The 24,220-nt window shown below is 40.9% G+C and carries 19 protein-coding genes; 16 read left to right on the plus strand and 3 right to left on the minus strand.

Annotated elements, in window-relative coordinates; all coding sequences use genetic code 11:
* Positions 1-94 precede the first annotated feature (94 nt).
* The 16 genes from A4S05_RS02445 to A4S05_RS02515 all read left to right on the plus strand — a co-directional run bounded on the left by A4S05_RS02445 (position 95) and on the right by A4S05_RS02515 (position 19,834).
* Entirely contained in the window at positions 95-2,884 is a 2,790-nt protein-coding gene (locus A4S05_RS02445; RefSeq protein WP_218107926.1) for an ATP-binding protein, read from the plus strand.
* 245 nt (positions 2,885-3,129) lie between these two features.
* Positions 3,130-3,519, plus strand: coding sequence for a hypothetical protein (locus tag A4S05_RS02450; protein ID WP_084226951.1), 390 nt, complete (start codon positions 3,130-3,132; stop codon positions 3,517-3,519).
* Between the two features lie 7 nt (positions 3,520-3,526).
* A complete protein-coding gene (locus A4S05_RS02455) occupies positions 3,527-3,940 on the plus strand; it encodes an HNH endonuclease (RefSeq protein ID WP_069068237.1) in 414 nt (137 codons plus the stop codon).
* 119 nt (positions 3,941-4,059) lie between these two features.
* The gene (locus A4S05_RS02460; RefSeq protein WP_069068238.1) at positions 4,060-5,085 is read left to right on the plus strand and encodes a tyrosine-type recombinase/integrase; all 1,026 of its coding nucleotides are present in this window, start codon (positions 4,060-4,062) and stop codon (positions 5,083-5,085) included.
* A 3-nt stretch (positions 5,086-5,088) separates the two neighbouring features.
* Positions 5,089-5,556 carry a hypothetical protein gene (locus A4S05_RS02465; protein ID WP_069068239.1) on the plus strand — a complete coding sequence of 156 codons (468 nt, stop codon included), beginning with the start codon at positions 5,089-5,091 and terminating at the stop codon, positions 5,554-5,556.
* Between the two features lie 2 nt (positions 5,557-5,558).
* Positions 5,559-6,275 carry a hypothetical protein gene (locus A4S05_RS02470; protein WP_069068240.1) on the plus strand — a complete coding sequence of 239 codons (717 nt, stop codon included), beginning with the start codon at positions 5,559-5,561 and terminating at the stop codon, positions 6,273-6,275.
* Between the two features lie 287 nt (positions 6,276-6,562).
* Positions 6,563-8,254, plus strand: a complete 1,692-nt coding sequence (locus A4S05_RS02475; RefSeq protein WP_069068241.1) for a M3 family oligoendopeptidase — start codon at positions 6,563-6,565, stop codon at positions 8,252-8,254.
* Between the two features lie 521 nt (positions 8,255-8,775).
* Complete coding sequence (locus A4S05_RS02480) at positions 8,776-10,110, plus strand: ABC transporter substrate-binding protein (protein WP_069068242.1); 1,335 nt, start codon at positions 8,776-8,778, stop codon at positions 10,108-10,110.
* Between the two features lie 66 nt (positions 10,111-10,176).
* A complete protein-coding gene (locus A4S05_RS02485) occupies positions 10,177-11,088 on the plus strand; it encodes a carbohydrate ABC transporter permease (RefSeq protein ID WP_069068243.1) in 912 nt (303 codons plus the stop codon).
* Between the two features lie 3 nt (positions 11,089-11,091).
* The gene (locus A4S05_RS02490; RefSeq protein WP_069068244.1) at positions 11,092-11,976 is read left to right on the plus strand and encodes a carbohydrate ABC transporter permease; all 885 of its coding nucleotides are present in this window, start codon (positions 11,092-11,094) and stop codon (positions 11,974-11,976) included.
* Positions 11,977-11,984: 8 nt separating this feature from the next.
* Positions 11,985-13,085 (plus strand): ABC transporter ATP-binding protein, encoded by a 1,101-nt coding sequence (locus tag A4S05_RS02495; protein ID WP_069068245.1) that lies wholly within the window; start codon positions 11,985-11,987, stop codon positions 13,083-13,085.
* Between the two features lie 78 nt (positions 13,086-13,163).
* Entirely contained in the window at positions 13,164-13,421 is a 258-nt protein-coding gene (locus A4S05_RS02500; protein ID WP_069068246.1) for a hypothetical protein, read from the plus strand.
* Positions 13,422-13,704: 283 nt separating this feature from the next.
* Positions 13,705-13,836 (plus strand): hypothetical protein, encoded by a 132-nt coding sequence (locus tag A4S05_RS42940; RefSeq protein WP_256090791.1) that lies wholly within the window; start codon positions 13,705-13,707, stop codon positions 13,834-13,836.
* Positions 13,837-13,953: 117 nt separating this feature from the next.
* Positions 13,954-14,586 (plus strand): PAP/fibrillin family protein, encoded by a 633-nt coding sequence (locus tag A4S05_RS02505; RefSeq protein ID WP_069068247.1) that lies wholly within the window; start codon positions 13,954-13,956, stop codon positions 14,584-14,586.
* Between the two features lie 57 nt (positions 14,587-14,643).
* Positions 14,644-17,340 (plus strand): two-partner secretion domain-containing protein, encoded by a 2,697-nt coding sequence (locus tag A4S05_RS02510; RefSeq protein WP_069068248.1) that lies wholly within the window; start codon positions 14,644-14,646, stop codon positions 17,338-17,340.
* Positions 17,341-17,428: 88 nt separating this feature from the next.
* Entirely contained in the window at positions 17,429-19,834 is a 2,406-nt protein-coding gene (locus A4S05_RS02515; RefSeq protein ID WP_256090792.1) for a CHAT domain-containing protein, read from the plus strand.
* Here the strand turns inward: A4S05_RS02515 and A4S05_RS02520 are convergent.
* Genes A4S05_RS02520 through A4S05_RS02530 form a run of 3 tightly spaced genes read right to left on the minus strand, consistent with a single transcriptional unit; the run spans position 19,795 to position 24,212 of the window.
* Positions 19,795-20,799, minus strand: a complete 1,005-nt coding sequence (locus A4S05_RS02520) for a tetratricopeptide repeat protein (RefSeq protein WP_256090793.1) — start codon at positions 20,797-20,799, stop codon at positions 19,795-19,797. The genes A4S05_RS02515 and A4S05_RS02520 overlap by 40 nt on opposite strands.
* Before the next feature lie 36 nt (positions 20,800-20,835).
* Positions 20,836-22,785, minus strand: coding sequence for a protein kinase domain-containing protein (locus A4S05_RS02525; protein ID WP_084226952.1), 1,950 nt, complete (start codon positions 22,783-22,785; stop codon positions 20,836-20,838).
* Complete coding sequence (locus A4S05_RS02530) at positions 22,770-24,212, minus strand: helix-turn-helix domain-containing protein (protein ID WP_069068251.1); 1,443 nt, start codon at positions 24,210-24,212, stop codon at positions 22,770-22,772. Before A4S05_RS02530 ends, A4S05_RS02525 begins: the two co-directional genes overlap by 16 nt.
* Between the last annotated feature and the right edge of the window lie 8 nt (positions 24,213-24,220).

Raw genomic sequence — 24,220 nt, forward strand, 5'->3', positions numbered from 1 at the left:
CAGTTAGGCAAGCCAGATAGCTACAAAGTGGAAAAATAATTACTAACTCTGCTAAGAGTTGGTGTGCCTTTTTTCTGTTTCATGCAACAAAGCCTTGTTTCATTACAGCCTCAACTTAACGGGCTGCCTGGTGTTGGGTACGGCAGAAAGCATCAAAGCTGCCTCAAATTTGTTTGCGCCCGTTGATGAAGCCTGCAAAATCTATGCCCGAAAATTGAGCTTATCTAATCCCTTATTTGCGTTTACAGCCACTTCTGGGTTCGTCCCCAGTCTCCATAATCCGCAGCGCATCCCAGAAAAGCGTTCCATTCCCTTTGATTTAGCCCGAGAAGTTGACCAACTGATCGCCAATCGCTATATGCCGCTATCGGTCATGGTCGATGAACAGATGCAGATATTACAGATGCGCGGAGACCTCGATCTTTACCTGAAGTTGACCCCTAGCACCACGGAGCTAAACCTGCTGTCTATGGCACGCGAAGGGCTGGTAACACCCCTTCGCACCGCCCTGTATCAGGCTAAGACAGAGAACGTGCTGGTGCGGCAGGAAGACATTCAAATGGAACAGGGTGAGCGAGCGCGGCTGAATCTGGAGGTGCTGCCATTTCGCCCAGCCCTGATGAACGCCCTCTATTTTTTGGTGCTTTTTAATCCCATCTCGCCCTCTGCCCCTGCCTCTAACACGTTCACCAGTTCCGCAACGGTAGAAAACTTGGAGCCAGCGGACTTAGCGCGTGAGCTTGTAACGCTTCGTCAGGCGTTGTCTGCCGCCACCCAACGCGAACTCTCGGCCCAAGCGCATCTGCAAGCAATGATGCAGGAGCAAAACCAACTCAACCAAAATTTGCGTATAGCGAATGAAGAGATCCTATCGAGCAATGAGGAACTGCAAAGCACGAATGAAGAACTGCAAACGGCGAAGGAAGAAATTCAAGCCACCAATGAAGAACTCTCGACGACCAATGAAGAACTGCGGAGTCGGAATCTGCAACAAAATCGAGACAATAGTGATCTCAACAACTTTATCGCCAGCATTAATATCCCGATTGTGATGCTGACGAATGACTTAAAGATTCGCCGCTTTACACCAACCGCCCAGCGACTGTTCAATTTCATCCCCACCGATATCGGACGACCCTTGACTGACCTGCATGGCAATTTTGACGTTTCCCAGCTAGAACCGATGATTTTGGAGGTATTGGAGACCCTCAATACGAAAGAACAGGAAATCCAAACAGAAGCCGGATACTGGTATAGCATCCGCATTCGCCCCTATCGCACCACTGAAAACCAAATTGACGGTGTGACACTGTTGCTACAGGATATTAATGCCCTCAAACGCTACACTGCCAGCCTAGAGAGCGCTCGCAACTATACAGAAGCCATCGTTGAGACGGTGCAAATCCCACTGGTTGTGCTGGACGCTGATTTACGGGTGAATACCGCGAATCGAGCGTTTTACGAGACATTTCAGGTTTCTGAAGCTGAAACCATCAACACGTTGCTGTTTGAATTAAGCAATGGGCAGTGGGATATTCCCGAACTGCGATCGATGTTGAACGGTATTCTGGCGGATGAGCTTGCGGTGCAGGATTTTGAAGTCAATCATGATTTCGAGCAGATTGGGCAAAAAAACATGTTGTTCAATGGCTGCAAACTGTACCGAGAAGACAACATAAACATGATTTTGCTAGTGATCTTAGATGTTACCGAGCGCACGGCACGCCAGAAGGCTGAAGCGGCCAATCGTGCCAAAGATGAATTTCTCTCAAATCTGTCTCATGAACTGCGAAATCCGCTCAACTCGCTGCTGGCATGGGTACAACTGCTCCGCAACCGCGACTGCGACAAGGCAACAGTCGATCACGCCTTAGAAGCCTTTGAGCAGAACGGTAGGCTACTCAATTACCTAATTGAAGATATTCTGGATGCCTCTCGGATTGCGAGTGGCAAGTTGCAATTGAATAGCCACCCGATCGACTTGAGCTTATTGGTTCAAGCTGCTCTCGATAGCGTTAACTTCTCGGCGGTGGCAAAAAATATTCAGTTAGTGTCATCGTTGAGTTCGATCTCCGTGCTGGGGGATGCCGAACGATTGCAGCAAGTGCTGGGGAACCTGCTCTCGAATGCGATCAAGTTTACGCCTGCGGGTGGACGAGTAGACATCACGCTGTCACAGGTTGACCAGCAGGCGCAAATTCAAGTCAGTGACACAGGAATTGGTATTCCAGCAGAGTTATTGCCACATATTTTCGAGCGGTTCTATCAGGCCGATTCCAGTACAACCAAAACCAATCAAGGGCTAGGATTAGGCTTGGCGATCGTGCGGCATCTCATCGAGCTGCATGGTGGCACTGTGCAGGCAGAAAGTCTGGGCGAAGGACAAGGTGCCACACTGACCATGCGGTTGCCTTTATACGTCCCGCCCCCAACCTCACCGCCGATTGTCGAACCGACGGTAGAAACATCTTTGGACGCTTCGCAAAATCTCCCCTCTCTAGAAGGCTTGCAGATCCTGGTGGTTGATGATCAGGTCGATGTGCTTTTACCCTTGCAGTTTATGCTAGAGACTTACGGGGCAGAGGTGGTGGCCGTAACGACTGCCAGAGCAGCCCTCTCTGCGCTCAACGAAAGCCCTAACCGCTATGATGTGCTGATTTCTGATCTCGGCTTGCCTGAAGAAGATGGCTACTTCCTGATTCAACAGGTGCGATCGCTCAGTGCGGCAGCCGGAGGACAAATTCCGGCGATCGCGCTGACGGGCTATGCCAGTAAAGCAGAACAACAACGGGCGATCAAGGCGGGGTTTCAAATGCACATGGCTAAACCCTGTGATCTGGTTCAATTGGGTGCAATAGTTGCCGATTTGGCTAAACGAACTTAACGGCTTGCCGTTACACGAGGGTTAAGTGAAGCGTCGGTGAGAGTGGGAAAATATTGGCGAATACCCTGTAAATCATCAATAACAAAGAATTTAAAGTATGATTTTATACTTAAAATACTGAGATGCCTGGAGAAAAGGTATTAATCGTAGTTTATGTCGGATAAAAGATAAGGGTTACTTATTTTGTCTTGTAGCCTTGTACTACTGTGTAATCTAAAGCATAATGTGAGCAAATACCTTAGTTCATGGTTGGAGACGTGGCAAAATTAACGATTCAGATCCCGGATGAACTAGCCGGGCGGTTAGAAGCTTTGCAAAGTCGCTTACCTCAACTACTTTGGCTATTGTTGGATGCAGATGTGCAACAAACAAGCGAGCAGCCAAAAGTGAATGCACAAACTGTAGAGGTTTCCGAAGTGTATCAAGAAGTGCTGGATTTCTTGATTAAACGTCCAACGCCAGAAGAGATAATTGCTTTTAAAGTTTCATCACAAATACAAATGCAGTTAGAAGCATTATTAGAGAAAAACCGTTCTGCTTCACTAACTCAGATGGAATTAGCTCAATTAGATGTTTACGAACAATTAGAACATCTAATGATTCTGCTAAAGGCCCGTGCTATGGAAAAGTCATGAAAATTTGATGGCCAGTACTTCAATTTCAACAGAACTTCGCAAGCTGGTAGTTAGTAGAGCGTCAGGACGCTGTGAATATTGTTTAATTCACCAAGATTTTTCAATATATACCCATGAAGTAGATCATATTCTTGCTATGAAACATGGAGGCGAAACTTTGACGGAAAATTTAGCTCTTTCATGTTTATCATGCAATCGTCATAAAGGTTCTGATTTTGCGACAATTGACTCGGCTACCGGAGAAATAGTGCCATTGTATAATCCTCGCCGTCAGATTTGGGATGAACATTTCTATTTTGAGAGTGTAAGAATTGAGGGAAAAACTCAAGTAGGGCAAGCAACTGCAAAGTTACTTCAGTTTAATCTTCCTAATCGATTACTACAAAGGCAAGTATTAATGAGTCAGCAAAAATATCCTTGAGTATGTAAAGTTAGTATCTTTATAATAACTAATGGTATGCAAGCTAATTAATTGTTTTATAAAAGTTATAAGTACTAGAGAATAAATATAAACATTGAAATTATTTATTTAGTTTAAAGATGGATTATAGCGCAGATTCTTTACCTCCGATAAAACTAATACCATTGGATAGAAATCTATCTAGTGTGCAAACAACAAAACATAGAAGTTCTGTTAAAATTAGCACACCCACAGATATCCGGTGGGTAAAAGTTCTGGAATTTTTACGCAGCAACAATCTCGCACCCAACAGCCGCAAGCTTTACGAACGAGAACTTAAACGATTTTTGGCTTGGAGTGAGCTGCATTATCATGAGCTACGGCCGCGTCACTTCGCACTATATAAAGAATATCTGCGGGATGAACTGCGGACTGATGCAGGTAATCCCCTTTCAAAAAGCAGCATTAATGCGGGAATTGCGGCACTCAAAAGCTTTTTAAAATGGATGTGTTACACGTATCCTGAAATTATTGCTACTAATCCTACACTGGGGATAAAACTGGAAAAAGTGCCACTGCCACCAGCCCAAAGTTTGACCCCTGAAGAAATGGAGCGGGTTTGGTCAGCTTTGGAATTGCTCGGAGAAACAAGGCAACGGGATACAGCACTCGTTCACATTCTCAGTCATGGACTCCGGGCAGGGGAAGTTGTACAGTTAAATGTTGGCTCATTTGATGGCAAGCTGCTATTCTTACCAGACACCAAAACCAATGAACCACGCTTAGTTCCACTGCGAAAAGAGAGCCGGGAAGTTTTAGCAGAGTATTTGCTTACGCGCGAACAGCAAGGAGAGGTGTTGTCCAGCCTTAGTCCACTGATGATTTCACACCATGCTTCATACAAGGGTGAACGCTTGAGTTATCACGGCATTTACTTTGCTGTAGAAAAAATGGGTGAACTTGCTCACATTGAGGATTTACATCCTCACTCCTTTCGTCACACCTACGCTACTGACTTATTGCTATTGGGAGTTGACCCCAGCCATGCACGAAAATTAACAGGACATCAAAGCGAGAAAGCGTTTCGACGGTATACACTCCGCAGTGAACAGGAGGCTGCGATCGCAGCTTACTATCGTGCAATCGGTGAAACTCAAGGGGAGTAGAGTATGCCGAAGCCGTTAGACCCCAAGTGTCAGCTATGTTCTAAACTACCAACAACTCAAGCCAAAGTTTTACATGGAACAGCAGGGGATGGGTGTTGGAATCCAAAAGTCTGCCACAATCGCCGCTCATTCTATCGTCGCCGGAGTGAAAGTCATTCAGCAGAAATTGATGCGATCGCAGTCGAACCACCAGCAACATATTTTGCAGTGCTGTATTTGTATAAAGAACCAGGGGATAAGCCATTGCACGCCTTGGGCGCAGAACTCTGGCTGGGGCAAAAACCTGTTTGCCGCTTAGAATCAATTCATTGCTTTGGGTTAACAGCTGGCAAGATCCGCGCCTATACAGATCAGGTGTTGCAGGCTTTTGCCAAACAATACGGTGTTTCACTATATCAATATAAGGATATGTTTGAAATTACCTCAAGTTACTGCCCAGTTCGTCCTTGCCCTCTACATCCACAATCCTAGAGATGACCGCATACCGCCAATTAACAATTTGGGATGTGCTTGATGAGTTGTCCGAATCTCCACCCACATCTTCACTTGTACCGATGTGGGAATGTTTAGATGCCGAGCTAGAAAAACTACCCTTGGAGGCACAGTTATTAACCGCAGCGCTTGCCTTCAGTCAAATTGCGGATATTCTCAAGTCTCGTGCCGAAGTGCTGTTGCAAGATACCCGCGATCGCAATAGTCTTTTAGGGCCAGTTGTTAGCACCGATCTCTTTGCTGGTCTAGTGCGGACAACAATGCACCTAGATTTAGATGATTTGATTGAACCGCAAACACCACAAACCTTTAAACCACATGGCCCACACCAATTTTCATCTCCTACTGAGTTGGGTGATTCTGTAGCAGCACCTGTTGAAAAAGCGAATGTTTTGGCAATGCTTGATGAGGTAACAACTTTAGAAGATGTTCGCAATTTGGCATCAGATGAAGATGTCCAAAAATGGCAGAGTGCGATCGCTAACTACCTGATAAATGTCAAAGATGAGATTTCTTTAGTTAAACTGCAACGTGTGTTGCAAATGCCGATGGTGGAGGTGTGGTTGGGATTATTGCTGGGTGGGTTTACATTAGAACAGCGTGGTGATTTTTATCACAATCAAAATGTCTGGGTGAAAAGCTCTCTAACTTCGGCCATCTTCAATGGCATTGTACAACATTCAACTGAGTTCAGTTAAGGCTCTACAACTGGCTAGAAATCAACACAATTAAATAGAACTTTGAAAGATGAAAGATGTGCAGTATCTTCGAGACGATTAAAATTTAATAATAAGGGACTTTCAGTTAAAAAAATATCCCGTCGTAGGGTCGCAAGGCCTTACGCCCTTACAAATCTATAAATAATTTGGGATAATTTCTTTTCTGCAAGTCTCTAATAGGATTGGTAAACTTAGAATTTTAGGGAAAAACGAAAGTTGCCGATTTCCCTAAATAAAAACTTTTTCATGAGGGAAAGGAAAGATTGATGCAAGCTCCAGTAGATTTTGCCGAGATCACAGCAGAAACTCCGACGCTCTTGGGCGTAACTGCCGAATACCAAGCTATCCAGGCACAGTTTAACCAGGCTCAAACCTCACAGCAACGAAAGGCTGCCTTTCAAGAGTGGGATGCCTTACGATGCAGACTCAGTACATGGAAGGAACTCACGCAACTCCACTTTCACCAAGACACGCAAAATCCAGAATACAAAATCGCCTTGGACTATTGCAGCGAACTTTCACCATCTCTGACTGCCCTTGAAGTAGACTTCAAACGGCAGCTGATTCATAGCCCCAATCGCGTCGAGTTAGAACAAAGCTTGGGACGGCAAGCCTTTTTGCTGTGGGAAGCAGATATCACAACTTTTGAAGAAGCGATCGCAGCAGATTTAGTTGAAGAATCCAAACTCATCAATGAGTACACCAAACTGATCGCCTCGGCAAAGCTAGAGTTCGGGGGTGAGCAATTAAATTTATCAGGTTTGCAACCATATCTGCAAAGTAAAGAGCGAGACATTCGCCAGCAGGCAGAACAGTGTCGCTGGCAGTTTTTTGAGCAGAATCAAGACCACTTCGATCAATTGTTTGATCGATTGGTGAAACTGCGCGATCGCATGGCAAAAAAATTGGGCGATGAAAACTACATTGCGCTAGGATATCGTCGAATGCGACGGGTGGATTACAATCAAACCGATGTTGAACGCTATCGAGATCAAGTAGTTCAAGAGGTCGTTCCCCTAGCGATGGAGCTAATTGGGCAACAGGCAAAACGGCTCAATCTAGACACCCTATATTTCTGGGATGAGTCCGTCTTTGATGCAGAAGGTAGTCCGACTCCCATTGGCAATCATGACTGGATGCTGGAACGGGCACAAGAAATGTTTGATGCCTTGAATCCATCGCTGGCTAGCTTTTTTCAGATGATGGTTGAACAGCATTTACTAGATTTGCAAAACCGTCCCGGAAAAGCAGGAGGCGGATTTTGCACAAGCTTCCCAACCTATGATGTTCCATACGTGTTCGCAAATTTCAATGGCACAAAAAACGACGTTCAGGTGTTTGTTCACGAAATCGGTCATGCCTTCCAAATGTGGCGAAGTCGCCATTTGCCAGTTTTTGATTACCTGTGGCCCACCCTAGAATCATGTGAAATTCACTCCATGAGCTTAGAGTTTCTCACCTATTCGCAGATGGAAAAGTTTTTCGGGGATCAAGCCGATCGATTTCGGAGGCAGCATCTAGCCTGGGCGATTCTATTTCAGCCTTATGGTGTGGCAGTGGATCATTTTCAGCATTTAGTATATGCGAACCCAGAGGCAACCCCGCAAGAACGACATCAAATGTGGCAACAAATGGAAGCTCGTTATCTGCCTTGGCGTAAATATGGAGATTTAAACTACCTCAACAAAGGCGGACTCTGGCAAGAAAAACAACACATTTACTGTTCGCCCTTTTATTATATTGATTACACCTTGGCGGGGTGTTGCGCCTTGCAGTTTTGGGTCAAAGCAGAAGAAAATTATTCGCAAGCGTTGGCGGAGTATATTGCATTATGCGATCGCGGTGGTTCTGCATCCTTTCGAGAATTAGTGCGATCGGCAAATCTCATTTCTCCCTTTGAAGCTGGTGCGCTTACTCAGGTTGTTGAAAAAGTGCGTCAGAGTTTGAAGACTGGCTGATGATAAGGCGTAGATGCTAAATTCACTGAACATTAGTATGTAATTAGCAACTGCATTTAATAATAGTCTAGCTACCATAATTACTGTTAGGTATTGGGGGTGATTTATGGCAAAAATAACTTCTTTGAAGATCCAAAAGTTGATGGCAGCAGGATAACCCAAACAATAGACTAAAAATAAGTTTGAGCCAACAACACGTTTCTTTATTCTTACCCAATCAGCAGCAAGATATATTCAAAGTGCCAAATGAGAAACATCAGACTTAATATATTAAAATTTTCTACCCCAAATTTTAGGCAATTTTAACCCCAAACATGACTGTACATTTAGGGTTTACTAGCAAAATTTTACACTTATTTACATCAAATTACTTATTTATTTGAAGCCAGGTCGATGTTAAGTTTATTGACTTGCTCGTTCATTACTCAAGCATTTTGATAAAAAATAATATAAAGCAGGATTTTTGAGATTTTTATGTTTTTATTGCTTAATAATTACCACTAGCAATCGCTACATGAATAATGTTGTACAGAAAGCCAATAAACAAGTTGCAAAAATTCATCCAAAAACAGAGTTATTTACATATAGGGGTTTTCCTGGCAACTCTATTAAGCATCATATTGTTCAGTTGGATAGCACTCTCGCAACAACCAGTTATCCTCAATCTGTTAATGACTGCCCCTGATGCCGAACCTTGGAGACAGGGTTTAATTAGAGACTTCGAGGCTGAGAACCCAGGTATTCGCATTAACTTGGTTGAAGGACCGAATGCCACAAATTTGCTCGAAGACCTGTACACCTCATCTTTTATCTTGGGTGAATCCCCTTATGACCTAATTAATATGGATGTGATCTGGACATCCAAATTTGCTGCTGCTGGATGGTTGCTACCTTTAGGCGATCGCATTTCTAAAGAGGAGTTGGCAGAATTTTCACCCCAGGATGTAGAAGGGGGACGTTATCAAAACCAGCTGTACCGCATTCCAGTGCGTTCCGATGTGGGAATGCTCTACTACCGAGAAGATTTAATCAAACAAGCGGGATTGAAACCACCAGAAACCTTTGATGATTTGATCCGAATTTCCCAAGTCTTGCAGAAAAAAAAGCAAGTGAATTGGGGCTATGTTTGGCAGGGTCGCCAATATGAAGGACTTGTAGCGATGTTTGCAGAAATCCTCGATGGCTTTGGTGGCTTCTGGGTTAAACCCGACACCCTCGAAGTTGGACTAGATCGACCAGAAACATTACGAGCCATTGAGTTTCTGCGTAGTACCATCAGCGAAGGCGTTTCTCCTCCTGGGGTCACGACTTACCAAGAAGAAGATACCCGGCGCTTGTTTCAAAGTGGTCAAGTAGCGTTTTTACGCAGTTGGCCTTATGCGTGGCCTTTAGCCCAGGCAGAAAATTCGCCAATCCGGGGCAAAATTGCGATTAAACCGATGGTTCATGCTCCTGGTAAGACGGGAGCGGCTTGCTTAGGGGGTTGGGGTTTAGGGATTGCGAAATCTTCTCAACATCCTGAAGAAGCTTGGAAAGCAATTAAGTATTTTACCAGTCGAGAAGCACAGCGCCGATTCATTTTCAGTGCAGGTTATGTGCCCAGTCGTCGGGAACTGTTTACAGATCCAGGGATTGTTGCTAAATACCCCCACTATCCGCAGTTATTGCAGGTCGTAGACAATGCAGTTTTACGTCCACCGATCGCGCAATATGCTCAAACATCAGATATTTTACAACGTTATCTCAGCGCCGCCTTATCCGGCCGGATGAATTCGGAACGATCAATGCAAGCTGCGGCGGCCGAAACGCGGCGACTGCTGGGGGCAGGGGGAGAGCAATTAAAAATTAAAAATTAAACAGCTTGTGCTTTCTGCCTCCTCTTTGCCAATGCCCAATGACAAATGACAAATGACGAATGACAAATGACAAATTTACATACACTCAGAAATCGAGAACAACAGACAGCCTGGATCTTACTAACACCAGCATTGCTGCTGTTGTTGTTTGTATTTGCCTACCCGATTTTACGAGCATTTTGGTTAAGCGTATTTACTAGAAATTTGGGAACAGAGTTACAACCCGTATTCTCTGGTTTGGAGAATTATGTACGGATGGCGGGGGATGGTCGTTTTTGGCAGAGTTTGTGGGCGACAACCGTATTCACAACAGCATCAGTAATCTCAGAACTCCTGCTAGGACTGGGGATTGCCCTAGTTCTCAATCAGGCGTTTTTTGGTCGGGGCATAGTGCGTACAACCGCGATTATCCCTTGGGCTTTGCCTACTGCTTTGATTGGTCTGGCGTGGGCTTGGATTTTTAACGACCAGTTTGGGGTTGTGAACGATATTCTGCGTCGATTGGGGCTGATTGAGACTGGGATTAACTGGTTAGGAGATCCAACGCTGGCAATAATAGCAGTGGTTTTTGCTGATGTTTGGAAAACTACGCCGTTTATCAGTATCCTGCTGCTAGCTGGGTTGCAGTCGATATCACAAGACCTTTATGAAGCTTACTCGGTCGATGGGGCAACTGCTTGGCAAAGCTTCCGCAATATTACCCTGCCACTGCTGCTGCCACAGATATTAATTGCAGTGCTATTTCGATTTGCTCAAGCTTTCGGGATTTTTGACTTGATTGCTGTGATGACCGGGGGTGGCCCTGGTGGCGCTACGGAAGTGGTGTCATTGTACATTTACTCCACGGTGATGCGCTACTTAGATTTTGGGTATGGAGCAGCCCTGGTAGTAGTGACATTTTTAATATTAATTGCGGCGGTGGCGATCGCTAGTTTTTTACTTAACAAATACCGTGCCAAAACATCAGGAACCATTTAAGCCATGAGTGTAAATCCCCAAGCAGTTCCAAAGACTCCAAAACGAACAGGGGGAACCAAGTTTTCTCTGAAAAAAATCTTGCTGGCCATCATAGTTGTATTAATAGTGCTATTTAGCCTAGCACCAGCTCTATGGCAATTGCTGACCTCGTTTAAAGTAAATGAGGATATTGCCGCCGTTCCTACTGTCTATTTCCCCACACGATTCACTTTCAATCACTACATTGAGTTATTCACCCGTCGTCCATTTTGGCGCTATATCTTTAACAGTGCCTTTGTGTCGATTACTTCAACAGCTGTGGCTTTAGCGATCGGCGCACCTGCCGCTTATGCCCTCGCACGATTGCGCCCAAGGTGTGAAAAAGTTATCCTCGCCAGCATTCTAATTGTTACCTTATTTCCTGGAATTCTCTTGTTCTTAGGACTATTAGAAATTATCCAAGCGCTGAAATTGGGCAATAATTATCTGGCGCTGATTATACCCTATACCGCGATCAATTTGCCGCTAACAATTTTAGTACTTAAAAGCTTTTTTGAACAATTACCAAAAGACTTGGAAGATTCTGCTAGGGTCGATGGCTACAACACCTTTCAACTACTGTGGCAAATCGTGCTGCCCATGACCCTTCCGGCCTTAGTGACTACTGGAATCCTCACCTTTATTTTTGCTTGGAACGAGTTTATTTTCGCTCTCACCTTTATGACTCGTGAAGAATTGAAGACAATTCCCGTTGCTGCGGCTCAGTTGGGTGGTGCGACAGTATTTGAAATTCCCTATGGTGCGATCGCTGCTGCAACTGTTGTGGGCACATTACCCCTGATTTTACTAGTTTTGTTTTTCCAGCGCCGGATTGTCCAAGGTCTTACCGCTGGTGCTGTAAAAGGATAGAAATCAAAATGGCTAAACTCGAACTCACAAACTTGAATAAAACCTATAATTCTAAAGTCATCCCTGTCAAGGACGTTAGTTTCATTGTAGATAACCATGAGTTTCTCACTTTACTTGGCCCTTCTGGCTGTGGCAAATCTACCGTCCTACGCATGATTGCGGGTCTTGAAGAACCGACTCGCGGTCAGATTAAGATTGGGGAGGTGGATGTCACCTATAAACGAGCAGCCGATCGCAACATTGCAATGGTATTTCAAAGCTATGCACTCTATCCTCACATGACGGTGTACGAAAACCTTGCGTCTGGACTCAAGCTGAAAAAAGTACCACCTACAGACATTAAACAGCGAGTGGCAGAAGTGGCAGAAGTTTTAGGATTAGCAGAGTTAATGAACCGTAAGCCTGGACAAATGTCTGGAGGTCAACGCCAACGGGTGGCTGTTGGTCGTGCTTTGGTGCGTAATGCCGATGTATACCTGCTGGATGAACCCTTAAGTAACCTGGATGCACTACTGCGGGAAAGAGTTCGAGCCGATATTAAGCAAATTTTTGCAGCACAAAAAGTGCCAGTTGTCTACGTTACCCACGACCAAACCGAAGCGATGACGCTCTCCACTAAAGTTGCATTGCTCAACGATGGCTATGTCCAGCAACTTGATCCACCTGAGTGCATCTATAACCATCCAGCTAATCTATTTGTGGCTGGATTTGTTGGTAGTCCGCAAATGAATTTGCTGACTTTACCTTGTAAGGGACAATATGCGATCGTGGGTAACTTCCAAGTGCTTCTCCCAGATATACCAACAGTACCACCGCAGATTGTTCTGGGAATCCGTCCAGAAGATGTCCGCATTGCTCAACCAGGTGATACCCAAACTATCCAAGGGCGAGTGTTTTTAGTGGAAAACTTGGGGATGCACTATTTAGTCAGTGTCAGGATTGAGGATTCACAAACCCGAACGATTACGGTACGTGCTTTGTTGCCAACAGACCAAAATTGGAGTGGCGAGGATATTACATTAGCATTGCCCACTGAGGATATTCACTGGTTTGATGTTCAATCTGGCCATGCTCTTGTTAAAAGACAAATGTTAGATGTCAGGAGCTAGTACAGTACGGCGTAAATAAACCACCTATTCTAAATCAATGAAACTCTTACGTGGAAAATTAGTTTGGAGTGAGTACTAATGTTTCCTAATTTTCTGCCATTACAAATTAATCAACCCAAAGACCCAAAAGCGATCGCTTCAACAGCACTAGCACTAACCAAGGACAACCAACAGTCCCTATCAACTATCTTCTTTCTGCCCAAGGAACGTCCTCAGCCTGGAATCGGCTGGTCAATCACCACCACTTCTGGGGAGGCAGAGATAGCCCTGGCTCGGCATTTGGTGATTGAGAAAGTTGAGCAAATATGTTTAAAAATTGACCGTTCTCGCAACTGACAGTCATAAGCTTTCCTGTTTATCAAAATTTTCTAAGGTATCAAACATCTAATATCAAGCTAATAAATGTTGGCAGCTTAAGTTCACGATAAAAATCATGATTTTCCCTTGCTAAGGTAGTCCGAAATTAGCAATTCTGACAAAAGAAGGTTTTGTCGCAAAAATTACTTTTGTCAGTAGTTAGCAACGCTGTCAATAATAGTACAAACAACTGCTTTCAACGAAGAACAATTGTCTGTTGTGTTTCCTGTGTTCCCGATTTAGCTGAGTTTCCCTAAGTTCTATGAGTTACAAAAAATACATTGCTGGCATTCCAAACATTGCCAAACTAAAGCTTACAAGCAAAGCCAGTATCCGCGATCGCAACCTACAGATATCGGAGACTGCTAACTTCAACACCTATACTAACGCTTGAATACTTAACGAGCGCCATACAGACTTAGTTGGTTGGCTGGTTGTGCTTAAAAAATATCATTAATGACTAATAATTACTATTGACAGTAACTTTCAAGCGTAAAAGTAGAATATAGACATGGCAGAGGATAATACAGCAAGATTTGCTTTAAAAACTGAGCTTTTATTACGTATAGAGAAATTGGGACTACAACAAAGCCTATTTCCAACCTCTGACGAACTTATTGATAAGCTTGTACAACAGTTGGAAGGCATAAGCCCTATTCCGCAACCACTTCAGCCTAAGCATCTTCCTTCTCTATTAGGTAACTGGCAATTAGTGTATGCATCTGCTGGGACAATCGTCACACGGCAGATTGCATCAATTCCAGATTTTGGGGGTGCAATTAAAATTAAACGCGTGTGGCAAATATTGGCTAGTGACAGCAATACCAGAAAAATCTTAGCCTCTAATAGCGCCCAGCTTGAATTACCAATTTTAGGGGAGTGGCAGTTACAAGCTAATGGACATTGGAAATGGAGTACGGATGAGAAAACTGCCACAGTGTCCTTTAACTCATTTTCCGTGCAAGCAACAAAACCCTTTGGGCTATCTAATTGGAGTTTTCCTGAGTTGAAAATACCAGTATTAGAATTTCTACAGAAAGAAGCTTTATGGATAACCTCCTACTTAGATCAAGAAATTAGGGTAGGACGAGGTACAACAGATAATTTATTTGTATTTCGTCGTGATGTAAAGCCCTCCACTTAGTCCTAACAAAGAAGTTTCACTCAATGAAGTTAATTAAAAGCAAAATTGAAAATTGAGATGAAAAAATACAATATTTTTCTTGTTTTTTGCCAGCAATTAGCTTTCATATTTTATGTGTTATTATCTTCATCTGCGATGGCACAGATTCTTCCAGATAAAGCATTACCTGTCAATTCTCTAGTTACTCCACAGGGTGATACCAGCAATATTAATGGAGGAACGCAAGTAGGAAGCAACTTATTTCATAGCTTCGAGCAATTTTCTCTATCCACAGGTAGCACTGCCTACTTTAATAATGCCTCAAATGTTCAAAATATTATTAGTCGAGTAACTGGTTTATCCATTTCTAAGATTGATGGTTTGCTGATGGCTAACGGCAACGCTAACCTGTTTCTAATTAATCCTAACGGGATTATTTTTGGTCCCAATGCTGCCCTAAACATTGGTGGCTCGTTCTTAGCTAGCACTGCTAACAGGATTAACTTTGCTGATGGCAGCCAATTCAGTGCAAAAACTCCACAAAATCAACCCTTATTAACAGTGAGCGCACCTATTGGCTTAGGATTTGATGGTAATCCAGGCGCAATTCAGGCTCAAGGTACAGGACACAATCTGACTCTCAATGACCCATTCTCACCATTTATTAGAACCATTAGCTCAAATGGCTTGCGTGTCAAACCAGAGAAGACTTTAGCTTTAGTGGGTGGTGACATAGCTTTAGAGGGAGGAAAGCTGGAGGCAAGTGGAGGGCGGATTGAGTTAAGTAGTGTTGACAAAGGAATAGTACGTATTAATACAGCTTACAGTGGTTGGACTTTAAGCTATGAAGATGCAGTTAGCTTTAAAAATATTCAACTATCTCAACAGTCAATAGCAGATGTTAGTGGCTCCGATAGTGGTTTTATTCAAGCACAAGGTGCTGATGTGGAACTAGCAAGTGGCTCAATCTTTTTGATTCAAAACCAAGGGAATAAATTATCCGGTGACATTATTGTAAATGCCTCAGAAGAATTGAGAATAATAGGAACTTCTCGTAATGGAGTAATTCCCACTAGCTTAGTTAATGAAACTATAGTAGGAAATGGAGGAAAAATTGAAATTTCAACTCAAAATTTAATTCTCCAGGATGGAGCAGCAATAGTTGCTAAAACCTACGGTACAGGTAGGGGAGGTAATATCATTGTGAATGCTTCCGAATTCACTCAAGTTGCTGACGGTTCCTCTTCCATTCTTCAGCTACCCAGTAATATCATTACTGCAACCTTTAGCTCTGGAGATAGTGGCAATCTTACGCTGTCTACGAAAAATTTGTCTGTAGAAGATGGCGGAGAAGTCCTAACTTCAACTTTTGGTACTGGCAAAGGTGGTAACTTAACAGTTAATACTGCTGAATCTACTCAAGTAATTGGGTACTTATCGGGGGCTTCAGAGCTTTCTAGTACTATTCTTACTAGAGCTTCTGGCTCTGGTAATGCAGGCAATCTAGCCCTTTCAACAGGAATTTTAAGTGCCAAAGATGGAGGTATTATTGGTTCTTTAACTCTTGGAAGTGGCTCTGGAGGAGATGTAACTGTAAATTCTAAAAACTCTATAGAACTTGTTGGAGTAGTACCAAATGTCTTTACTCCAAGCTCTTTGGCTACTGCAACTTATAGCAGTGGTAATAGTGGAAAATTAACAGTTAATACAAAAAAGTTAACAGTTAAGTATGGCGGAATAATTAATACTTCTACTCGCTCAACTGGGAAAGCTGATAGCCTTATTATTAATGCTTCTGATTCTATAGATATAATAGGTAGAGTTCCAGGCGCTGTAAATCCCAGTCTCATCAATTCATCTGTTATTGATTCCAATAAAAGTTTTCAAGAGCTATATCTGCTGCCTTCAGCATTGAGAGGGGATTCTGGAAGCGTAACGATTAATACTAACGAGTTAAATATTGCAGATGGCGCATTAATTAGTGTCAAGAATGATGGTTCTGGCAATGCTGGAATAATTAATATTAACGCTGATGCAATCCATATTTCAAATTACGGTGGTATCACAGCAACCACTGCTATCGGTCAGGGGGGTGATATTGATATCACCTCAAAATTCGTTCGATTAGACAATGGCATTATCTCTGCAACTGCTGGACAACAAGGCGCTAATGGTGATGGTGGAAACATCACTGTAGACACAGATGTTTTATTTAGCTTGGAAAATAGCACTATCACAGCCAACGCTTTTGAAGGACGCGGCGGGAATATCTGGATAAATGTTCGTGATGCATTCCTTTTCTCTCGGAATAGCCTAATAGAAGCCAGTTCTGAATTTGGAATCAATGGCACAGTTCAAATTAATGGACTTGCCATTGATTCCAGGGGCATTAAAGCAGCGCCAGAAGTCGTTCAAGAAACTCCTAAAATATCATCGGGTTGTGCTGCACAGTCAGGCACAGGGACAGATATGTTAACTGTGGCTAGCAACAGTCCACCACCTAATTTTGACGAACATTTAGATAGTCAACCTATCTGGCAGAGAAATTTTATTTCATTTGAGTCCATTAAACATTCATCTGAATTACATTTGTCAACAATTAAAGAGACTACGAAAATTGTAGAAGCTCAAAGTTGGGTAATAGATTCTAGGGGAAATGTAGAATTAGTTGCGACAGCACCTAATCAAGTGACACTTGATAGCTTTTTGTCCACCAGTTCCTGTACATCGCTCAGTTCTGTAGTAGAAGTATTCCCATCACTAGCAACAGAGTAAAGCAATGATTAAATGGAGATATTGCCTAAAATATGCTCTTTTAGGCATTCTAGCCTTGTCAATAGTTCTAACTCGATCATCTTTATTGTTGGCTCAGTCCACCAAAAAAGAAACACATATACAACAGGCTGAACTGCTAACCCAAATAGGGAGAAAACAATTAAATCAAGGTCAAGCAGCAGAAGCCCTTGATAGTTGGCAACAAGCCACGAAAATTTACCGTCAGAACAAAGATGCCGAAGGTGTTAGTGGGAGCTTAATTAATCAAAATTTTGCCTTGCAAAAGTTAGGTTTACACTCCCAGGCTTGTGAAACACTTTTGGAAGCTCTAAAGGTAAAGAATTTGAACTGTAACCCAACACTATTAGAACCTACCGAATACGAGAAGTCACAACTGACAACAGCAATACACCAGTTAAAATTAACACCAATAAATTTACTGGGATTACAAAGCATGGGGCAAGTCCTACGTTTAGTTGGTAAGCTCAATGAATCTGAACTAGTTTTGGAAGAAACGCTATTATTTGCTAAACAGACATCTTCAGAAAAAGTTAGCGATATTTTGCTGTCATTGGGTAATACAAAACAGTCCATCTATCAACGAGCGCGAGATGAGTACAAATGGGTAGAGGAACCCATATTTAGAGAGACGATCATAGATTCTATTCCACAGAAGGCAGAGGAGTCACTTAAGACATATAAACTTTTAGTAGATCGGACAAGTTTTTCACAAGGAATAAAACTACAAGCGCAACTGAACCGTTTAAACTTATTGCTAGACTTTGATGAATGGCTAACAGATAAACCTAAGCTAAAAGATGCTCATACAAAAGTTAGTCAGCAGATTCAACCATTAGCAAATCTTATATTGCAAAACCCTTCAGCATTTTCTCAATTGTCACCAGAACAATCTATTCAAGCTAAATTAAAATTTGCTAATATTCTAAGTAAAATTCAAAATAAATCGTTGCAATCAGCAGCTATTCGGTATGCTACATCTGCCTTAAAAACCGCTAAATATATTAATAACGAACTCTTAGAATCTAAAAGCTTAGGCGCTTTAGGTAAGTTAAACACAGAGGAATCACAAATATATTTTAAAAAAGCTTTGAGTTTAGCTCAGTCAATTAATGATGTGGATCTTCTCTATGAATGGCAACAGCAATTAGGGAATTTATATCAGAAACAAGGTAAAACTGAAGCAGCGATTCAAGCTTATGGCGCGACTATTGACAGCATTACACAAATTCGCGGCAATCTCTTGTCTAGCAATTTAGATGCACAGTTTTTCTTTTACGAAAAAGTAGAGCCTGTATATCGCAATTACATGCGACTGCTAGCAGAAAGTCCTTCTCCTAATTTAGAGTTAATACGCCAAACTTATGAACAACTTCAAGTAGCGGAGTTAGAGGATTATCTCAAATGCGGCAAACTCGACCTTGTTGCTTTAAATAAGCTTCAAAAATTGGATGACACCCCAGCAATAATTCACATTATTGATTTGAACAATAGGATAGAAGTAATTGTTCAATCTCCAGGCGACTCTCCTCATCACCACTCCGTTGATTCAAAATTAGTTAGAACTCATGTCAACACCTTGTTAGAAATTCTACAAGATGAAAAACTCGTTTATACTAAGCAACATATAATTACTTCACATTATCAAGTGCTATATAAAGAGTTAATTGCACCTTTAAAAAAATATTTGCCTGGCTCCGGTACATTAATCTTTATTTTAGATAAATCTTTCCAAAGTCTGCCAATGAACTTGCTGCATGACGGGAAAGATTATTTAGTGAAGCGCTATAGCTTTTCAGAAACATTGGGTTCTAGAGTCCGAACCCCTAAGTCTTTACGACAAGATCAGATGAAAGCTTTCATCGCGGCTCTGTCTATACCCAGTCCCAGCTTGACAGATTCAAATGCTCCTCCAGGAGCAGAAGCTTTACCCCAAGCAAAACAAGAAGCAGAAGATGTCAGAAAACTAACTAATTCTTCACTTATATTATTAGATAAAGAATTTACTAGTTCTAACTTTGGGCAGAGAATAAGTGAAGAAAATTTTCCTATTGTTCACATTAGTACTCATGGACAATTTAGCTCTAAACTTATACGTACAGGATTTTTAGCTTATGATCGACAAATTAATATTAGAGAGTTTGACAGCTTACTAAGAAATAAAACTCAAGCTAGTTCCGATATAATTGAGTTGTTAGTTTTAAGCGCCTGTCAAACCGCTAAGGGTAATAAAAGATCAGCTTTAGGAATTGCTGGAGTTGCAGTACAAGCAGGAGCAAGAAGTACAGTAGCAACCTTATGGTTAGTAGAAGCAAACTCCACTGTTGAACTGATGGAAGAATTTTACAAAGGATTAAGAAAGGGTTTAACTAAAGCAGAGGCGTTAAGACAGGCGCAATTAGCATTAATGAAAAATCCTAAATATGCTCATCCTTACTACTGGGCACCCTTTTTAATCGTTGGTAGTTGGTTGTAAAAATCTATTATTTTTAACCCCTCTTCCACTTTTTTTAACTCAGATGAATTGTTACTTTTTTTCGCTAATTCAGATGCTGTCAAATATTGGCGTTTAGCTTCGTCTGGTAAACCTGCTTCAAAATAGCGCTCACCTAATACTCTATAAATGGTCGGATTTTTACTACCTGCCGTGACTGCCTTATTTAATATTTCAAGGCTTTCATCCAAGAAACCTCTAAATGCATATACAGCATCTATGTCAAGAACAGCTTCATCTTGAGGTAAACCTAGAGAATTGATTTGCTTTACTATATCTAAAACCAGTTTAATTTCCTGCTCAGAAAACAAGTTTACTACAAACGAATCCGCAGTGGGAGGAGAATCTTTTCTATAAGCGATAATAGAGATATTGAATGCTTGATCAAATGCTAATTCTTTTTCTTCTGGAGGGTAAGTAATTCTATTTTCATCTACAGTTTTTTCCCATTCAAACTCATACCCTTTTACTCTCACTTTATAAGAAGTAGCACCTGGAACAGAACGCCAAGCTATGTCTGGTCGAGTTTTCATTAATGAACTGGTATAAGGATAAATAATTTTAGGCTCATCCTCTTCTCCTGTTCCACCTTTTCGGATTAAGCACACATCTATATTACTTGGATTGCAACTAGAGCTAGATGTATCAGTTATTGTACATTTATCAGAAGGAATAGCTCCACTTGATAAATCTAAAATATTTCCTGAACTCAGGCATAAGAATTTTACATAACCACCATTCAAAACTTCTAATCGCTCTCCTTGACAAACCAAACTTCCTGGCTCAAAACGTTTGTCTCCTTTATTCATTACTCTTCCAAGTGGCGGGTTACAGCGAACCTGATTTCTTGTTACTCTTATAAGAGGTACGCTGGCCAAAAGTGGCGCATCTTTAATCAGAAGGATGCTCAAGCAGGACAATACAATAATTTTTGTACTAGTTCTCACTTTCTCTTGCTATTTATATCAGTGATTAGCAGATTATCACTTTTTGAGAATACGATCTAGTAAATCTTCTCTCCATATAATAACTTCCGGCAGACCAGATTTGCCTAAAATGCACGCTGCTATAGAAATTCTAGCATCATCATTTTTACCTAAAGCTTCTTGGATTTGAGATAATAGGCAGTAAGCATCTATTCTCTGACCATCTAAATCAATCGCTTTTTCCAAATATTTTTTGGACTCACTCAATCTATTTTGCATTAATCTTGCCCAGCCCAAATCTTTGTAGAACGAAGCTTGTAACTCCCTATTCTCAGTTTTACTTAAACCTTGTAAAGCTAAAGTAACAGCGGTATTATAATCACCACTTTTATTCTTCAATCTTGATAAAGCTGCAATAGCAAATATAGCTTCACTACTACTTTTAATAGCTAATTTATATTGCTTCTCAGCTAAATCATATTTACCTTGTCCATCATAAAAAAATCCTAAACCGTAGTGTGATTCCCATTTATTAGGCTTTAACATAAAGATTTTTTCATAACTATTACTTACGCAAGTATAATCTTGCAATTGCTGACATGCTACTGCTAAATTATTATAAGCACTATCATCTTTAGGATTATATTTTATAGCTAGTTCGTAATTATCTCTAGCAATTTTAGGGTCATTTTGATGCTGTAAACCCTTCTCAAAATAAAAAGTTGAGACTGAATTAGTTAAATCATGTCCATATTTTATTGCTCTTTGAAAGTCTTTTTCAGCATCGGCAATCCTATTTTCTTTATAGGCTTCTTTACCTTGATTTAAAAAATAATCTGCTACTGTGGATTTTAAGCTATTATTCAAATACACTGCTTGTTGAAAATCGTTCTCAGCTTGGTCAAATTGATTTTCTTTATAAGCTTTTTTACCGGAATCTAAATAATATTTTGCTACTAGAGGTAAAGATGCATATATCAAACCAATAATACTTAATACAAACACAGTAAGCTTAAACGGCTTTGATTTAATTACTCGATTAAGCTTTGATTGACTAGGTAAGCGCTGCAAACGCTGTATTATTATTTGAGTACTTTGTGGGCGCTGCCCTACAAAAGGAGCCATCATATCATCAAGTAAATCAGCCAAAATTTTATCTATGTGAAGTGCTTTATCTCTCCAAATTAGTCTTCCTGTCTGCTCGTCCATTTTGATTTCAATTAAAGAAATACCTGTGACTAAGTAAACAAAAGTTCTACCTAAAGCGTAAAAGTCTGACTGTGGTACAGCTTGTCCATGAATTTGCTCTAAGGGAGAGTAACAAGGTGTCCTAACAGCAGTTATTTCGTAACCATTACCGAATCCTGTACTGGTTCCTCCACTAGTACTAACTTTCGCAAAGTAGGTTCTACTAAGCTGTCTTGCTCCACCAAAGTCAACAAGTGCTAAATTACCATCGGGTTGATGAACAATGTTTTCTGGTTTGATATCTCTGTGGAAGAAACCAGACCGATGAACTAAATCAAGAATCTCCATCAACTGCAATAACCATTCATAAGCCATTTCTTGGCTAATTCGACCATAAGATTGTACCCGCTGAGTTAAGTTTTCTCCTTCAAATTTATGCATAACTAGACAATGTAGTTCTAGAAGATTATCATTCAGTCTAAATGTGAAATAATCTTCTCTATTAGACTTGGGAATTCCAGGATGGTCTAGGATTTGTAATATGAGTGATTCTCTTTTAAGTAGCTCAACTAGCTTAGAATCATCAATCCATCTTAATACTTTCATTACTCTTATTTGAGACTGAGGATGTTCTTCTGTGCCAGCATCCTCAATTTCAAAGACATCTGTGTAAGTATATGGATTTTGCTCCAAAGAACGCAACGGGCGCAGCAAACGAATACGCCCGTTTATTATCAATGGATTTCCACATGCTAAACAATTTTCAGCGCTATCAGGATTATGACGCTGAGTGCAAAGAGGATTTATACAGTAGCCCACAAGGTAACTTCCCTTGTTTGTATTGTATCTGGTATTTTATGCACTAATCCCAATGGATCAACTAAAATATACTTCTTAATAGACGCTTGTAAACTATAACTAGCTTCTCGTTTGTTTGATTTCCCAGCAATTTCAATTAACGAGCGTTGTTCTAAAACTTCTATTGCTGTTATTAATTCAAAAACTGACAACTTTAAATTTACTCGCTCTTTTAAATTATCAATGAGTTTAGAGAATTGAATGGGAGTCGAGTTTTCTGACATTTCTTCTGCTAAATAAATCATTATTTGCCTTTGAAGATTACTTAAAAGTCCAACTTGTCCAAATTGCTGATGTAGCATTGTTTCAAGTTGAGGATCAATCATAGTAGTTTGATATTTAAAAAACATTTTAATACTCCCTTCAAAAAAACGATTAATTCTGTCAGCCAACGCTTCTAAACTTGATGGATTCCCATGATAATTTTCAATTAATCTTTTACATTCCTGCCCAGTCAAACCTTTCTCTTGTAATATTTGCATTCCTGCATTTACATCTAAACCTTCTAATTTAAAAGAGCGAATAGGTAGTTTTGTAGTCACAGAAGCAAATTCTTTTAAAGGCAACTGACTTGTTATAATAATGCAGCTTTGATGCTTTCCTTCTATAAGTCTTAAAAGGAATTTTTCATATTGTAATCTTTTTTCAAAATCATCTGTCAACAATAGCTTTTCAAATCCATCAATTACTAGGAGACAACGATGTAAGTGAAGCTGTTTTGATAGTAAAGATATGCTATCTATAAAAGAATTTTCATTTGCTTCTATGTCTATGTCAAAATTTTTATTTAAATCAATCACTAACTCATCAATTGATAACGAATGATTAATTGTTTTCCAGATTACACATTCATATATACTATTTAAAGAATCAAAAAGTATTTCTTCAACCAATCTAGCGGCTAATAAAGTTTTTCCTATTCCTCCAACTCCAGTAAAAACTATACAGCGCTCTTTAAATAGAGTAATTTGTTTTTTAAAATAGTTAATTTCATCTTTTCGTCCATAAAAAGATTTTATTTTAGGCAGTTCCCCATAAATTCTAATATTGCCAACGAAACTATCGTTATCCAGTCTTGATGCCTCTTCCTTCAGATAATCGTTCTTTGCTAGTTTAAGCAAAATAGATTTCAAAGATATTTTTGTTACTTTAACTCCATCACCAATAATTCCTGAAAGCATAGTCCATAGTGGTGGAGCTACTTTCTGCTGTAGATAGTATGCGTTATACCCTGAATCACTTGCCATCTCTTTATAATCTTTACTATCCCAAACTCCCTTAATAAGAACTTTTTCTACTTCTGTTAAATACCTTCCCGTAGATTGAAACACTTGTTCTTCTAATACAGCTAATACTCTTTTTACGTCTAAAACTTGGCTTGAATTCATGCCGACTT

The organism is Nostoc sp. KVJ20 (genome assembly GCF_001712795.1).
GTDB lineage: Bacteria > Cyanobacteriota > Cyanobacteriia > Cyanobacteriales > Nostocaceae > Nostoc.